Origin of the sequence: Pseudomonas sp. B14-6, assembly GCF_013260315.1 — a bacterium.
Classification (GTDB): domain Bacteria; phylum Pseudomonadota; class Gammaproteobacteria; order Pseudomonadales; family Pseudomonadaceae; genus Aquipseudomonas; species Aquipseudomonas mandelii.
In genome coordinates, this window is record NZ_CP053929.1 from 4,641,514 (window position 1) to 4,655,773 (window position 14,260).

A 14,260-nucleotide genomic window follows, 5' to 3' on the forward strand; every position below is an offset into this window, starting at 1 on the left:
ATGCCCTTATCCGATGTTCGACAGTTTCAGCAAATGACGCAGGTCGTTGAGCAGGTCCTTACCCTTCACCGTCGGGTCGTAGCGCAGCACCAGATTGCCGTGCGGGTCGATGATCCACAGTTGCGGTGCGGTTTTGCCTCCCGCTGTTTTGGTGAAAGTGGTCAGGTCCATTGGGTAGCGTTGCAGTTGCGGGTATTCGCGGGTCAGCTTGGCGTCGTAATCGGCCGCCAACGGTTGGGCCGCGGCCAGGGCGTGACTGGCACGCCCGGCATCGCGACCGAGGCCGATCTGGATCTGCCGCGCCAGATAAACCAGCTGCTGGCAGTCCACCGAACACTCCTTGGGCGCCGTGACCAGCAATTGCCAACGGTCCTCCTGCGCTTGCACGCCAAGGTCGGCGCGGGTCTGGCCGTTGCCGATCAGCTCGCCGTGATAACTGCGGCCTTCCGGCACCCAGAACTGCAACTTGTACATGCCCGTGGCGAGGATCATCGGACCGATCACCCCCAGCAGGATCAGCAATAACTGCAACCGGCCCTTGCGCCGACTCGCCGGCGTTTTCGCCTCAGACATGCTGGGTGGATTCATGGCCGCTCCCATGGTGTTTCTCCTTTGCGTTGTGCCAGCCGAGATAGAGATAAAGGCCGAACAGGGCGATCGACATGGCGAACCACTGCACGGCATAAGCGATATGTTTTTCCGGCCCCATGGCCACTACCGGCCAATCGGCCTGGTAGGACGCGGGGCCGGCTTCTGCGCGTAATTCGTAGGCAAAACCGTCACGGTCGAGCGCCGTCCACAGCTTGGCGGGTTCGACGGCAGTGATCAGTTGTGGCCAGGTGGTGGTGCTCGGGTCGGCGTGCAATTGGAAGGTGGCGCCGGGGGAGACGTAGACCCAGGCATCCAGGCTCAGGGCCTGAGTCGGTGTCGTGAACTGCGGCGGGGTACGCCGATCCGGCCACGGCAGCCAGCCGCGATTGACCAGCAACCAGAGCCCGGTCGCCTGGTCCTGAAACGGTTGCAGCAGTTCGACGCCGACCTTGCCGTCGCGCTGGCGGTTATCCAGCAGCAGGCTGTGTGCGGCATCGAACTGGCCGTGAATTTGAACCCGGCGAAAGGCTGGATCCTCGGTGTGTAGCAGCTCGGTGCTGGCCATCGGTTCAGCCGTGCGGCGCTCGGCGTAGCTGTGCAGCAGCGCGCTTTTCTCCGCGCCCCGGCTCAATTGCCAGAACCCCAGTGACACCAGCATGGGCAATAGAAGTGCGACCACCAGGGTCGGCACGATGCCCGGCCGGAAGCGCTTCATGGCGTCGCCAGAAAGTCGCTGGTTGCGATAGCTATACTCAAGTGCATCGCCTTTCCCCCGGAGTCCCACCATGCTCAAAGCAGCCATCGTCCTGATGCTGATTGCCACGGTTGTCAGCCTGTTCAGCGGCCTGTTTTTTCTGGTCAAGGACGACAGCAGCTCGAACCGCCTCGTCATTGCCTTGAGTGTTCGTGTTGCCCTGGCCGCTATCACCGTCGGCTTGATTGCCTGGGGTTTTTTCAGCGGCCAGTTGGTTTCTAGTGCGCCTTGGTAAAGCCTCAGAGCACGTAGACGAAAACGAACAGCCCGATCCACACCACGTCCACGAAGTGCCAATACCAACTCGCCGCTTCAAACGCGAACTGGTGCTCGTTATCGAAGTGCCCACGCATGATCCGCATCAGCATCACAAACAGAATGATGGTGCCGATGGTCACGTGGGCGCCGTGGAACCCGGTGAGCATGAAGAACGTCGCGCCGTAGATGCCGGAACCCAGGGTCAGGCCCAGTTCGCGATAGGCGTGGATATATTCTTCGGCCTGAAAACCGAGGAACGCACAGCCGAGCAAGACAGTGATCGCCAGCCAGATTTTCAGCGCACCGCGATGGCCCTTTTTCAAAGCGTGGTGGGCGATGGTCACGGTGACGCTGGAGCTCACGAGCAATACGGTATTGAGCAGCGGCAGGCCCCAGGGGCTGATAACGTCCTTGGGTGCCGGGAAGAGTTTCGGATCCGGGTTGTTCAACAGCGGCCAAACGAACTCGAAGTTCGGCCACAGCATGTGCGCCAGGCCTTTCGCGCCTTCACCGCCGAGCGCCGGACCGGACACATGCCGCACATAAAACAGTGCACCGAAGAAGGCGATGAAGAACATCACCTCCGAAAAGATGAACCAGCTCATGCCCCAGCGGAACGAGCGGTCCATCTGGGCGCTGTACAACCCGCTGCGACTTTCCTTGATTACCGTGCCGAACCAGCCGAACAGCATGTAAGCCAAGAGCAGGCCGCCGACGAAAAAGATCAGCGGGCCGTGGGATTCCGGCCGCGCAGCCTTCAGGTCGTTGAACCAGGTGGCCAGGCCGAACACGGTGACGAACATGCCGACGGTGGCGATGATCGGCCATTTGCTCTGGGCCGGTACGTAATAGTGTTCATGAGTTGCCATTTATTGTTCTCCTTATCGGGCACGCTCAGCCGCCAGTGTTTACAGCTACCGGTGGATGTCGGGCGGTGATATCGAACAGCGTGTAGGACAGCGTCAGGTGCTTCACTTCCTTGGGCATGTCGCGGTCAACGATGAAACGTACCGGCATCTCGATCCGTTGACCGGGCTGCAGCACTTGCTGGGTAAAGCAGAAACATTCGGTCTTGTGGAAGTACGCTGCCGCGTTGCTGGGTGCGATGCTCGGCACTGCCTGGGCGCTCATCGGTTTGTCGGTCGGGTTGTGCGCGATAAAAATCATCTCGTTCACCGCCCCTGGGTTGGCCGTCAGTTCGTCACTTTTGGGATAGAAATCCCAGGACATGTCGGCGGAATTGGTCGACAGAAACTGCACGCGCACCTGCCGCGAAGTGTCGACCGTCTGCTCGCCCTCGTACTGCCCGGCGGTCTTGCCATTGATGCCGAACGCCTTGCACATCACGTCATAGATCGGCACCAGGGCAAACCCGAAGATAAACATCGCCACTACCACCAACAGCAGACGCGTGACCAGCTTCTTCATCGAAATCGAGTCAGCCATGGTTTCCAACCTCTTCGCCGAACCCTGTGGGAGCGAGCCTGCTCGCGAAGCAAACACCGCGGTTTAACAGGCAGACCGCGTCATCGTTCTTCGCGAGCAGGCTCGCTCCCACATAGGTTTGTGTGTTCATTTCACTTCCGGCGGCGTAGTGAAGGTGTGATACGGCGCTGGTGACGGGATGCTCCACTCCAGGCCTTCCGCGCCATCCCACGGTTTGGCGGGTGCTGGCGGGCCGCCGCGGATGGTCTTGATTACGATGAACAGGAAGAAGATCTGCGTGGCGCCGAACATGAACGCACCAATCGACGACACCATGTTGAAGTCGGCGAATTGCAGGTTGTAGTCCGGAATCCGCCGCGGCATGCCCGCCAGGCCCACGAAGTGCATCGGGAAGAACGCCATGTTCATGCCGATGAACGAGAGCCAGAAATGCAGCTTGCCGAGGGTTTCGTCGTACATGTGGCCGGTCCATTTCGGCAACCAATAGTAGGCCGACGCGAAGATCCCGAAGATCGCCCCCGGCACCAATACATAGTGGAAATGCGCGACCACGAAGTAGGTGTCCTGGTACTGGAAGTCCGCCGGGGCAATGGCAAGCATCAGCCCGGAGAAGCCGCCGATGGAGAACAGGATCACGAACGCCACCGCGAACAGCATCGGTGTCTCGAAGGTCAGCGAGCCTTGCCACATGGTGCTGGCCCAGTTGAACACTTTCACTCCGGTTGGCACCGCGATCAGCAGTGTGGCGTACATGAAGAACAACTCGCCCACCAGCGGAATGCCGACCACGAACATGTGGTGCGCCCAGACGATGAACGACAGGAACGCGATGCTCGCCGTGGCGTAGACCATCGAGGTGTAGCCAAACAGCGGCTTGCGCGAGAAGGTCGGGATGATCGAGCTGACGGCACCGAAGGCCGGCAGGATCATGATGTACACCTCGGGGTGACCGAAGAACCAGAACACATGCTGGAACAACACCGGATCACCGCCACCGGCGGCACTGAAGAAGCTGGTGCCGAAGTGGATGTCCATCAGCATCATCGTCACGCACCCGGCCAGCACCGGCATCACCGCAATCAGCAGGAAAGCGGTGATCAGCCACGTCCAGACGAACAGCGGCATCTTCATCAACGTCATGCCTGGGGCGCGCAGGTTGAGGATGGTGGCAATCACGTTGATCGCACCCATGATCGAACTGATCCCCATCAAGTGGATGGCGAAGATGAAGAACGTCACGCTTTCCGGTGCATAGGTCGTCGACAGCGGGGCGTAGAACGTCCAGCCGAAGTTCGGTCCGCCACCGGGGGTGAACAGGGTCGACACCAGCAGGATGAACGCCGCCGGCAACAGCCAGAAGCTGAAGTTGTTCATCCGTGGCAGGGCCATGTCGGGCGCGCCGATCATCAACGGGATCATCCAGTTGGCGAGGCCGACGAACGCCGGCATCACCGCGCCGAACACCATGACCAGACCATGCATGGTCGTCATCTGGTTGAAGAATTCCGGCTGGACGATTTGCAGTCCCGGCTGGAACAGCTCGGCGCGAATCACCATCGCGAACGAGCCACCCAACAGGAACATGGAAAACGCAAACCACAGGTACAGCGTGCCGATGTCCTTGTGGTTGGTGGTCAGCACCCAACGCATCAGGCCTTTGGCGGGACCGTGGGCGTGATCGGCATGACCATGGTCATCGATGACGGCGCTCATGGCGTGTCTCCTGCAAACAGATGGGCTGGGCAGGCCGGGGCGCGCTGCCCCGACCGGTTCCTTGGTTGCGCAATAGAGCGGGTCATTTGCTTTCCGCCTGTTTCAGCTCCAGCACTTCTTTAGGAGTGACCATGTCGCCTTTGTTGTTGCCCCAGGCGTTACGTTCGTAGGTCACCACCGCCGCGATATCGACTTCCGAGAGCTGCTTGCCGAACGCCGCCATCGCGGTACCCGGCTTGCCGTGGTAGACAATGCTCAGGTGACCTTCCTTCGGTCCGGTGGCGATTTTCGAGCCTTTGAGCGCCGGGAACATCGGCGGCAAGCCCTGACCTTCGGCCTGGTGACAGGCGACGCAGGCGGTGTGATAGACCTTGTCGCCGCGCTCCTTGAGCTCGTCGAGGGTCCATTCCTTGCTGGTCAGTTCTTTAAGCTGCAGGGATTCGGCCTTGCGTTCGGCCAGCCATTTTTCGTAATCGGCCTTTTCCTTGACCTCGACCACGATCGGCATGAAGCCATGGTCCTTGCCGCACAGTTCGGCGCACTGGCCACGGTAGATGCCGGGCTTGTCGACGCGGGTCCAGGCTTCGTTGACGAACCCGGGAATCGCATCGCGCTTGACCGCAAAGGCCGGCACCCACCAGGAGTGGATAACGTCGGCGGACGTCACGAGGAAGCGCACCTTGGCACCAATCGGCAGCACTAATGGCTTGTCGACCTCAAGCAAGTAATGCTCGCCCTTGGTTTCCTTGTTGTGGATCTGGTCGGCAGGGGTCGTCAGGTTGCTGAAGAATTCGACGTCCTGGCCCAGGTATTTGTAGTGCCACTTCCACTGATAGCCGGTGACCTGGATATCGATATCCGGCTCACTGGCGTCGTACATCTTGATCAGGGTTGCCGTCGCAGGAACCGCCATGGCCACCAGAATCAGGAAGGGCACGATGGTCCAGAGGATTTCGACGGTGGTGCTTTCATGAAATTTTGCGGCCACCTGCCCGGTAGAGCGGCGGTGGACCATCATCGACCAGAACATGGCGCCGAAGACGATGATGCCGATCACTACACAGATCCAGAAAATGGTCATGTGCAGGTCAAATACTGCGTGACTGATTTCAGTCGCTCCCGGCGCCATATTCACAGTCCAGGCGGCTTGCGCCTGGCTGAAAATCGACCACAACAGGAGGCCCATCCAGACGTGTGGATGTCGCATCATTGCGGGTTCCCCTTATCGTTCTTGTTATCCCGCCGGCTTTCACCTGCGGCAAGGGAGCGGCTTTTTCAGACTACGAACTTGAATCGCCGAGCCTTGCTGCGTGTGCAGTCGGGCGTCATCAGCTAACTCCATTCCCACCCGAGTATAGACAGCGACTGCTACCTCGCAACGTGATGGCGTAAATGATCTGAAACAGCTGGGACTTGCGTTCAAGGTCACGAATGGAGAAGGATGCAGACGAGTGGTGGCAAATCGATATAACGGAGGCGTCTCAAGGATGAAACAATTATGACAAATGCGTCTTAGCATTTTTCATAAGCCAGCTAAGTTATGTCTTCCCTATTTCATTGCCTTTGTTTCCTGGAGTTTTCATGAACACCGCCGCATTGCGCGAGCAGATCCAAAAAGCCCAACAACACGAGGCCGAGACCGGCCTGCTGACTCGTCAGCTTGAAACTCAATTGCCACACCTTCACTCCGCCATCCAATTGCCGGATGCCGACGCCAACGGCGTGATGACGCGTTTTGTGGCCGCGTATATAGAGCAAGTGCCAGACCTGCTGGACGCAGCCAATGAAGTCGCCAGGGAAGCGGGTATCGAATCACAGATCAAGCCGGTGCTGACAATCGCCGAGCAGTTCTTCCTCCAGCCACCGGCAATCATGGCCGGTCATGTCGGCCTGGACAGCCTGCTGGATGAAGCCTATCTGGCGCATCGGTTGGTGGAAGAGGTCAATGACCTGTACATCAAGCATTTTGGCCAGCCACTGATCCCCTTGGACATGACGGTCGCCAACCTGATTGCTCACCAACTGATCGGCGAGGATTTTGCCAACCAACTGGATGAGGCGGTGCATCACGCTGTGGATGAGATGCTCAATGAAGACAGTTTCGCGCTGGAGTCCGTGGAGGCCTACCGCGAAAAACTCAACAGCCCGGACACCGGCGCCGCCTGGAAGCGCTGGCCGTGCCTGTCGCGCCAGCTGGGCGTAGGGCTGGAGCTGGATCAGCCGGCGGCTTGATTCTTTAGAATCAGCACCGTCCCCTGTGGGAACGAGCCTGCTCGCGATTGCGATATGTCATTCAACATTTATGTCGATTGATACACCGCCTTCGCGAGCAGGCTCGCTCCCACATTGGTTACTTCTACGCCGTAGAGCCCACTCCGGAGGTGGTTCGTAAACGCCCCTCCAATCGACGCTTCAACCCCCGCGCTTCAATAATCAGCTTCGACCCCTTGGCCGCATTGGCCCGACCCCATTCCTCAAGCAACTCCAGACACGAGTGATCGATGTAGCTCAGGTTATTGAGCGGCACATGCACCGTCGCGCCTGGGGGAATGGTCCCCAGCACCTGGGTCAGCGCCGGCACCTTGAGAAAGGTTGCGGCCCCCGTCAGTCGTAACTCCATCTCACCGTCGGCCGGCAGGTCGATCAGGCTGATTTTCAACCGCGAGGCCTTCCAGGCCAGTTTGGCCAGGGTCAACCCGAAGCCGATGAGCACGCCGGTCAACAGATCGGTGAAGATGATTGCCAGCGCCGTCGCCGCGTAGGTGAACATCGGCATCCGGCCATAACGGCCCAGACCGCGAAAGGCCTTGAGGTCGACCAGTTTGAAACCGGTGTAAACCAGCACACCCGCCAGGCTCGCCACCGGAATGCTTTGCAGCACGCTGGACAGCAACAACACGAAAGCCAGCAACCACAGACCGTGGAAGATCGCCGACATTCGCGTGGTGGCGCCAGCCTGGACGTTGGCCGAGCTACGCACGATCACGCCGGTCATGGGCAGCGCGCCAAGCAGGCCGCAGAGCATGTTGCCGACGCCCTGTGCCGACAACTCCCGATCGAAATCGGAGCGCTGGCCGCTGTGCATGCGATCCACCGCCGCTGCGGAGAGCAGGGTCTCGGCGCTGGCGATGAAGGCCACGGCGAAAGCGGCGATCAATAACGTCGGGTCGGCCAGATTGAGCAAGTCGGCGGGCTTCAGCCAGTCGATGGCTTCTGCCAGGTTGGCCGGGACTTCCACGCGTTTGACCTGCAAGGCGAGCATCAGACTCGCGACTGTCGCCAGGCCTACGCCAAGCAGCGCGCCGGGTATGAAGCGAAGGGAGTGCGGACGGAATTTTTCCCACAGCCACATCACCGCAATCGTCGACAGCCCAAGCAACCCAGCCTGCCAGCCAAGGGAAGGCAAGGCCTGGATCACGGCCGCCGGAAAGGCTGCGAGGTTATCCAGCCCCGAAGGCTTGGGCACGGCGTCCAGCATCACATGCACTTGCGACAACACGATCAGCACGCCGATCCCGGCGAGCATGCCGTACACCACCGCTGGCGCCGTGACCCGAAACCAGCAGCCCAGCTTGAAGCGCCCGGCCATCAGTTGCAGAAAACCCGCCAACAGCAGGATGGGACCGAGCATGGCAACACCATGCTGGCGCACCAGTTCAAAGACCAGCACCGCCAGACCCGCCGCCGGGCCGCTGACTTGCAGAGGCGAACCTGCAAGCCAACCGACGACCAGTCCACCGATGATCCCGGTGATCAAACCCTTGGCCGGCGGCAGGCCCGAGGCGATGGCGATGCCCATGCACAAGGGCAGGGCGACCAGAAACACAACCACGGACGCCAGCAGCTCCCGTGGCAGAACAGCTTTGAGTTGAGCAGCACGCATGGTGACTCTCCCGAAGTTTTCTTCAGGCGTGGCAAAGCCAGGCTGCTTGATCAGCAACCCCGGCTAAACCACACCTGGGAGGATTTAGAAGCGCGCTTTGGGCGTCGCCACGGGGATCGGATGGCTGCCATCAAGCGGCAGGAAACACCCTTTGTCCGCGTCGTAAGCTCTGATTTCGCTGGTTTCGATGTTGTAGATCCAGCCATGGATAAACAGCTGACCGTTAGCCATGCGCGAGGCGACCGAAGGGTGCGTGCGCAAATGCTGAAGCTGGGCGATCACGTTTTCTTCGGTGAGGACATGCATGCTTTCGCTTTCGTCAGCGCAATGGCAGTTTTCCTGGACCATCGATTTCGCCACTTCGGCATGACGCAGCCAGGCTTTGACCGTGGGCATTTTTTCCAGGCTTTGCGGGTTGAGTACGGCGCGCATCGCGCCACAGTCGGAGTGCCCGCAAATGATGATGTGCTGTACGCCGAGGGCCAGGACCGCGTATTCGATGGCCGTGGAAACACCGCCGTTCATCTGCCCATAGGGCGGCACAACGTTGCCGACGTTACGGGTCACGAACAAGTCGCCGGGGGCGCTTTGGGTGATCAGTTCAGGAACGATGCGCGAATCGGCGCAGGCGATAAACATCGCTCGAGGGCTCTGAGCCGTGGCGAGTTTTTTGAAGAGTTCTTCCTGCTGGGGAAAAACTTCGTGATGAAAATGCAAAAAGCCGTCAACGATATGCTTCAGCGCTGCATCGGCGGTTTCCGCCACGGGTTGGGCTGAAGCCGACGCAGCCAACGGCTGTTTATCCTTGTCACTCATGATTCATCCTCTTTGGCGGAGTCAGGGAATTTTCCCGTTTTGTCCGGTGTGAAGCCAGTGGCTGTTTAAAAAACATCCAGGCCGAAGATCTCGACCCGTCAGTCACTCGATGAACAAGGTATCTGTCGAAACTTAACTCAAACTGAATCAAGCGCTCTAGAACGTGTGTTCCAGGTCACAAAAAACGTGACCAGCCTAATGGCCAAGTGCTTTTCCTCCTACTCAACCATAGGCCAATTGTCCTCAAATCAACGACATCTGGCGACCTGGCGGACAGAAGGCGTCGCAGTCCAGGTTAAAACCTTCGCGATGATTGAGCCCCAACCGTTTGATCGATTTGGCAAAGCGTTGCGCCAACAGATCGGCAAACGGCCCCTCACCGCGCATTCGGGCTCCGAACCGACTGTCGTAGAGCTCCCCACCACGGCTCTGGCGGATCAGGCTCAACACATGAGCGGCACGCTGCGGATAGTGGGCGGCCAGCCATTCTTCGAACAGCGGCGCCACTTCCAGCGGCAGCCGCAACATCATATAGGCGGCGCTCTGGGCACCGGCAGCATGGGCGTCGGTGAGCAGGCTTTCGAGTTCGCTGTCGTTGATCATCGGAATCATCGGCGAACACAGCACGCCCACCGGTATCCCGGCTTCGCGCATGACCCGGATGGCGCGTAGCCGGGCCTTGGGCGCAGCCGCGCGCGGTTCGAGGATGCGTTTGAGTTCATCGTCGAGGGTGGTGAGGCTGATCATCACCGCCACCAGCCGTTGCTCGGCGAGTTCGGCCAGCAGGTCCAGGTCCCGAAGAATCAGCGAGCCCTTTGTAATGATGGTCACCGGATGTCGGTAACGCAGTAGCACTTCAAGGGTCTTGCGGGTGATTTTGTGTTCGCGCTCGATCGGCTGGTAGGGATCGGTGTTGGAGCCCAGATTGATCGGCGCGCATTGATAGCCGCGCTTGGACAGCTGTTCTTCCAGCACATCGGCGGCGTTGGTCTTGGCGATCAGTTTGGTTTCGAAATCGAGCCCGGGTGACATGTCCCAATAGGCATGGCTGGGGCGCGCGTAGCAGTAGATGCAACCGTGCTCGCAGCCACGATAGGGATTGATCGAGCGATCAAAAGGCAGGTCCGGGGAAGTGTTGCGGGTGATGATGGTTTTCGCCGTTTCGATGCGCACTTCCGTGCCCTGGGTGATCGGCGCTTCCTGATACCAGCCGTCATCCTCGGCCACCGAGCGATTCGGCGCGAAGCGATTATGCGGGTTGGTTGCGGTGCCGCGACCGCGAGGTGGCAGAGGAGTGGCCATCGACATGATCCTTAAGCTGTATATTCATACAGTAAAGGACCGCAGCCGAATAGGCCAGTGCCGTTCGGCGCCTGAACATTTTTCAATTGACTAGTTGTCTCTTGTTAGTGAGTTTCTTGTAATTATGAGAAACAGATAGAAAGTGGCTTAGTTAAAAGCAGTCGGTATTATTGCGCTTCGCACGAAGTTGTCGTGTTATCACTATTAAAAGGATTTGGTTTGATGTCGAATTACAATCAGCGTGGTGTTTTTCTTCAACTGTTGACCCCGTCCACTTCTAGTCCGAAAGAAGTTCGGGTGTCCATGCAGTTTGCTTTGAAAGAAGAAGGTTACGACCCGGAAAACCGTAGCGCCACATACTCCCTGCTGGATTCGACCTCCCGCGAGGCTGTGTCGAATGATGGCGGCGTGACCTTCACCATGGGAAACACACCTGATGTGGACGGTGATGGTGATTTCGACGCGCAGGACAAGGCTGTTCTGATTGCGCTGGCGAAAGCGTATTCGAAAATCATCAATCCTTGATTACTATCGATTATCTGCAACTTATAAGTTGAGGTGTGGGTGTACGTTAACCAGGGTTGAATAAAGCGATACGGAAATCTGTATCGCTTTTTTGTTGCTCGTTACTTACCCTGACTAAGCCAGGTGCGAACGGTTCAATTCACGATTCTTTGACAGCTGACTCACAGGACTTTGACTGCCCACTGTCGAAACTATGCGGCATCTAACCACCTTTCCCCACACGGTCGTCCGAGCATGTCACGATTGCGCCTTTTACCTGCGACATTCCTGTTGTCGCTGGCCACCCTTTTTAATCTGACACTGGCCTGTGCAGAGGAAACCGCCCCACCCCGCCCGGCGGAATGGGCCCAGCCGGTCGAGGTGCAATACAACCTCTACCAAATGACCCCGACGCTTTACCGCAGCGCCTTGCCCGACAGCGGTGCCGTACCGTTGTTGAAGAAACTCAATGTCGCGACCGTCATCAATTTTTTGCCCGAGTCGGATTCAATCTGGTTGTCCACGCCGGGCATTGCCCAGGTGCAGTTGCCCTACCGCACCAATCACGTGGATGACGCGGACGTACTCAAGGCCCTTCGTGCCATCCAGACCGCCGAATCCCACGGCCCGGTGCTCATGCATTGCAAACACGGTTCGGACCGCACCGGCCTGATGGCGGCGATGTATCGGGTGGTGGTGCAAGGCTGGAGCAAGGAAGACGCCCTGAACGAGATGACCCAAGGCGGCTTTGGTGACAGCACCCATTTCAAGGACGGTGTGCGTTACATGATGCAGGCCGATGCCGACAAGCTTCGGACCGCACTCGCCAACGGCGATTGCAGCACCAGTCCGTTTGCGGCCTGTTCCATGAAGAGTTGGTTCCAGTCCGCCCACGTCGAATAAGCATCAGTTCAGCGGGCAGCGGTTGCTGGACGGCGTTGCGAAAAAGCTGTCGGCGATCGGTTGTCCGAGGAATTCTTCCAGGGCGACCAATAGTGATCGCGAATCCCCCGGCGAAAAAAAGGCTTCGCGAAAGGCCTTGCCGGTTTGCGGGTTGAATACCCACTCGCGTTGAAACCGTTTGAACACCTCGGTCGCCAGTACACCCGACCATTTGTAGGCGTAAACCGACGCTGCGTACCCGGTCACCAGGTAATCGAAGCTGTTGGCGAACCGACAGTAAGGCGGCAGTTGCAGGTGAGGGATCTCGCGCTGTACGTCGTCGAAGATCTGCTCAACGCTTCGGCCATCGCCTTGGCTGCGGTGCAATTCGAAGTCAAACAACGCGGACATTAACAGCTCTGCGGTTTGCCGGCTGGTCTGGGTCTGGATGGCTGCCAATGCGGCGTCGACTCGCGCTTCGGCCAGGCGCTCACCGGTCTGGTGGTGAGCGGCCAGCCACAGCAGAAACTCCCCTGACAGGCACCAAAGCTCGAACAATTGCCCGGTGAACTCTGCCGAATCGCGTCCCAGCTGGGTGATACCGGACAGGCGATGGTGAGGCGAGCGGGTCAGAACGTGCTGCAGGCAATGGCCGAACTCATGGAACAAAACCCGCAGGTCCTTATGAGCGAGAAGGCAAGGATGCTCGGCAATCCCGGGCGTGAAGTTGCCATGAAGCACGGCGATCGGCAGCGTCAATCGACCTTCGGCGTTCACCCGTCGATTACGTGGCGTGGCGGTCCAGGCAAAGTCCGGCGCTTCGTCCCGATGAAAAGGGTCGAGGTAAATGTACCCGACGACCTGGCCATGCTCGCTGATTTCAAACAGACGCACGTTGTCATGCCAGCGACTGCACTCTTTCTGTTCGACGATCCGGATGCCAAACATGCGCTCGCTAAACAGGCAGAGCCGCTGCAAAGTCCCGTCCAGTGGAAAGTACGTTCGCAGGTTTTTCAGCGCCCCGCCGAGACGTTGCTGGCGCAATTGTTCGGCGAGAAACTCGTGGTCCCAAGGGGCAAGTTCAGTCATGCCGCGCTCAAGCGCAATCGTCTTGAGTTCTTGTGCGTCCTTCTCGAGTTCCGGTGTTGCCTGCACGATTTGCCGCCGCAGGAAACCGGTGACTTGCTCGGTGGACTCGGCCATTTCCGTTACGAGGCTGAGTTGCGCAAAGTTCTCATACCCCAGCAACCTGGCTTTCTGATGACGCATGGACAACAGCAGCTCCAGCACCGGACCATTATCGAATTGCCGGTCGTGGGGGCCTTGATCGGAAGCCCGGGTGGAGTAAGCGACAAAGTATTCTTCGCGCAGGGATCGGTCTTCGGCATAGGCCATGACACGAGTGTAGGTGTCCTGGTCCAGACGCATCAGCCAGCCGTCGTGCCCTGCCTGTTGCGCGTTGACTGCCAGACGCTCCAGTGTCGCCGCAGACAAACCGCGCAACTGCGAGACGTCATCGATGCGCTTGCTCCAGGCTGCGCTGGCGCCTTCCAGGTTGGTCAGGAACAGGCTTTGCAGCACCCCGATGTCGCGATTCAGCCGGGCCAGCGTCTGCTGTTGTTCGATGGGCAAGTCGATGCCGGACAAGCGAAACCGGCGCAGAATTTTGTTCAAAACCGCTTTGCGCGGTTCATCGTAATTCGCCGCAGCGGGACTTTGCGCCAGCCGCTGATAAGCCCGGAACAGTGCGTGATTACCCATCTTTTCAGATTTGTACTGCGCAGCGGCATCGCGGCAAGTCCCGCTGGCTGCGTCCCAGGCCTTACCCTCATGTTTCACCATTGAAAGGGTTTCGATGACGCCCATGGCCTCATCCAGACGCGCATCGGTTTCATCAACGGCCAATACCAGATCATCCCAGTTCGGGGTCGTGGATTGGCTCGCGATAATCCCGGCAATGGCCTTGCGGTTGTCGGCAACAAGGGTGTCGATGGCATGCACCAGGTGCTCGGCGCGAATGTCCGGCCAGGGCGGAAGGTCCCAGTGTTGTAGTAGCGGATTGTTATCAGGCATGGCGTCTTCCTTGAGTAGGGCTGAAGGATTCAGCCTAA

Annotated in this window: 14 protein-coding genes; 4 read left to right on the plus strand and 10 right to left on the minus strand. The window is 58.8% G+C overall.

Going from position 1 to position 14,260, the window contains the following annotated elements; genetic code table 11:
• Nucleotides 1–6: 6 nt before the first annotated feature.
• Complete coding sequence (locus HP062_RS21285; protein ID WP_042932974.1) at nt 7–600, minus strand: hypothetical protein; 594 nt, start codon at nt 598–600, stop codon at nt 7–9.
• Nucleotides 566–1,306, minus strand: coding sequence for an SURF1 family protein (locus HP062_RS21290; RefSeq protein ID WP_010465655.1), 741 nt, complete (start codon nt 1,304–1,306; stop codon nt 566–568). Before HP062_RS21290 ends, HP062_RS21285 begins: the two co-directional genes overlap by 35 nt.
• Before the next feature lie 70 nt (nt 1,307–1,376).
• On the opposite strand from HP062_RS21290, the gene HP062_RS21295 reads away from it, so the two are divergent.
• A complete protein-coding gene (locus tag HP062_RS21295; RefSeq protein ID WP_010465658.1) occupies nt 1,377–1,580 on the plus strand; it encodes a twin transmembrane helix small protein in 204 nt (67 codons plus the stop codon).
• 4 nt (nt 1,581–1,584) lie between these two features.
• Here the strand turns inward: HP062_RS21295 and HP062_RS21300 are convergent, their stop codons facing one another.
• The 4 genes from HP062_RS21300 to coxB all read right to left on the minus strand — a co-directional run bounded on the left by HP062_RS21300 (nt 1,585) and on the right by coxB (nt 5,972).
• Nucleotides 1,585–2,472 carry a cytochrome c oxidase subunit 3 gene (locus tag HP062_RS21300; protein ID WP_010465659.1) on the minus strand — a complete coding sequence of 296 codons (888 nt, stop codon included), beginning with the start codon at nt 2,470–2,472 and terminating at the stop codon, nt 1,585–1,587.
• A gap of 25 nt (nt 2,473–2,497) precedes the next feature.
• Complete coding sequence (locus HP062_RS21305; RefSeq protein WP_010465661.1) at nt 2,498–3,049, minus strand: cytochrome c oxidase assembly protein; 552 nt, start codon at nt 3,047–3,049, stop codon at nt 2,498–2,500.
• Nucleotides 3,050–3,175: 126 nt separating this feature from the next.
• A complete protein-coding gene (gene ctaD, locus HP062_RS21310) occupies nt 3,176–4,762 on the minus strand; it encodes a cytochrome c oxidase subunit I (protein WP_010465663.1) in 1,587 nt (528 codons plus the stop codon).
• A gap of 82 nt (nt 4,763–4,844) precedes the next feature.
• Nucleotides 4,845–5,972 carry a cytochrome c oxidase subunit II gene (gene coxB / locus HP062_RS21315; RefSeq protein WP_010465665.1) on the minus strand — a complete coding sequence of 376 codons (1,128 nt, stop codon included), beginning with the start codon at nt 5,970–5,972 and terminating at the stop codon, nt 4,845–4,847.
• 371 nt (nt 5,973–6,343) lie between these two features.
• Here coxB and HP062_RS21320 point away from each other — a divergent pair, with 371 nt between their 5' ends.
• Nucleotides 6,344–6,994 carry a hypothetical protein gene (locus HP062_RS21320; protein ID WP_010465667.1) on the plus strand — a complete coding sequence of 217 codons (651 nt, stop codon included), beginning with the start codon at nt 6,344–6,346 and terminating at the stop codon, nt 6,992–6,994.
• 124 nt (nt 6,995–7,118) lie between these two features.
• Here HP062_RS21320 and HP062_RS21325 read toward each other — a convergent pair whose 3' ends face one another.
• The 3 genes from HP062_RS21325 to HP062_RS21335 all read right to left on the minus strand — a co-directional run bounded on the left by HP062_RS21325 (nt 7,119) and on the right by HP062_RS21335 (nt 10,763).
• Complete coding sequence (locus HP062_RS21325) at nt 7,119–8,645, minus strand: SulP family inorganic anion transporter (RefSeq protein ID WP_010465670.1); 1,527 nt, start codon at nt 8,643–8,645, stop codon at nt 7,119–7,121.
• 84 nt (nt 8,646–8,729) lie between these two features.
• The gene (locus tag HP062_RS21330) at nt 8,730–9,461 is read right to left on the minus strand and encodes a carbonic anhydrase (RefSeq protein ID WP_083375338.1); all 732 of its coding nucleotides are present in this window, start codon (nt 9,459–9,461) and stop codon (nt 8,730–8,732) included.
• 243 nt (nt 9,462–9,704) lie between these two features.
• Complete coding sequence (locus tag HP062_RS21335; RefSeq protein ID WP_172791982.1) at nt 9,705–10,763, minus strand: PA0069 family radical SAM protein; 1,059 nt, start codon at nt 10,761–10,763, stop codon at nt 9,705–9,707.
• 222 nt (nt 10,764–10,985) lie between these two features.
• Here HP062_RS21335 and HP062_RS21340 point away from each other — a divergent pair, with 222 nt between their 5' ends.
• Both HP062_RS21340 and HP062_RS21345 read left to right on the plus strand, forming a co-directional pair.
• Entirely contained in the window at nt 10,986–11,288 is a 303-nt protein-coding gene (locus HP062_RS21340; RefSeq protein ID WP_145306390.1) for a hypothetical protein, read from the plus strand.
• Nucleotides 11,289–11,522: 234 nt separating this feature from the next.
• A complete protein-coding gene (locus HP062_RS21345) occupies nt 11,523–12,170 on the plus strand; it encodes a dual specificity protein phosphatase family protein (RefSeq protein ID WP_172791983.1) in 648 nt (215 codons plus the stop codon).
• Nucleotides 12,171–12,173: 3 nt separating this feature from the next.
• Here HP062_RS21345 and HP062_RS21350 read toward each other — a convergent pair whose 3' ends face one another.
• Nucleotides 12,174–14,222, minus strand: coding sequence for a M3 family metallopeptidase (locus tag HP062_RS21350; RefSeq protein ID WP_172791984.1), 2,049 nt, complete (start codon nt 14,220–14,222; stop codon nt 12,174–12,176).
• Between the last annotated feature and the right edge of the window lie 38 nt (nt 14,223–14,260).

Excerpts from the sequence above, each read along its gene's own strand:
- HP062_RS21335 (WP_172791982.1), bottom strand. The coding sequence starts at position 10,763 with ATGGCCACTCCTCTGCCACCTCGCGGTCGCGGCACCGCAACCAACCCG.
- HP062_RS21330 (WP_083375338.1), bottom strand. The coding sequence starts at position 9,461 with ATGAGTGACAAGGATAAACAGCCGTTGGCTGCGTCGGCTTCAGCCCAA.
- HP062_RS21290 (WP_010465655.1), bottom strand. The coding sequence starts at position 1,306 with ATGAAGCGCTTCCGGCCGGGCATCGTGCCGACCCTGGTGGTCGCACTT.
- HP062_RS21325 (WP_010465670.1), bottom strand. The coding sequence starts at position 8,645 with ATGCGTGCTGCTCAACTCAAAGCTGTTCTGCCACGGGAGCTGCTGGCG.
- HP062_RS21340 (WP_145306390.1), top strand. The coding sequence starts at position 10,986 with ATGTCGAATTACAATCAGCGTGGTGTTTTTCTTCAACTGTTGACCCCG.
- HP062_RS21345 (WP_172791983.1), top strand. The coding sequence starts at position 11,523 with ATGTCACGATTGCGCCTTTTACCTGCGACATTCCTGTTGTCGCTGGCC.
- HP062_RS21320 (WP_010465667.1), top strand. The coding sequence starts at position 6,344 with ATGAACACCGCCGCATTGCGCGAGCAGATCCAAAAAGCCCAACAACAC.
- coxB (WP_010465665.1), bottom strand. The coding sequence starts at position 5,972 with ATGATGCGACATCCACACGTCTGGATGGGCCTCCTGTTGTGGTCGATT.
- HP062_RS21350 (WP_172791984.1), bottom strand. The coding sequence starts at position 14,222 with ATGCCTGATAACAATCCGCTACTACAACACTGGGACCTTCCGCCCTGG.
- HP062_RS21305 (WP_010465661.1), bottom strand. The coding sequence starts at position 3,049 with ATGGCTGACTCGATTTCGATGAAGAAGCTGGTCACGCGTCTGCTGTTG.
- HP062_RS21295 (WP_010465658.1), top strand. The coding sequence starts at position 1,377 with ATGCTCAAAGCAGCCATCGTCCTGATGCTGATTGCCACGGTTGTCAGC.
- ctaD (WP_010465663.1), bottom strand. The coding sequence starts at position 4,762 with ATGAGCGCCGTCATCGATGACCATGGTCATGCCGATCACGCCCACGGT.
- HP062_RS21285 (WP_042932974.1), bottom strand. The coding sequence starts at position 600 with ATGGGAGCGGCCATGAATCCACCCAGCATGTCTGAGGCGAAAACGCCG.
- HP062_RS21300 (WP_010465659.1), bottom strand. The coding sequence starts at position 2,472 with ATGGCAACTCATGAACACTATTACGTACCGGCCCAGAGCAAATGGCCG.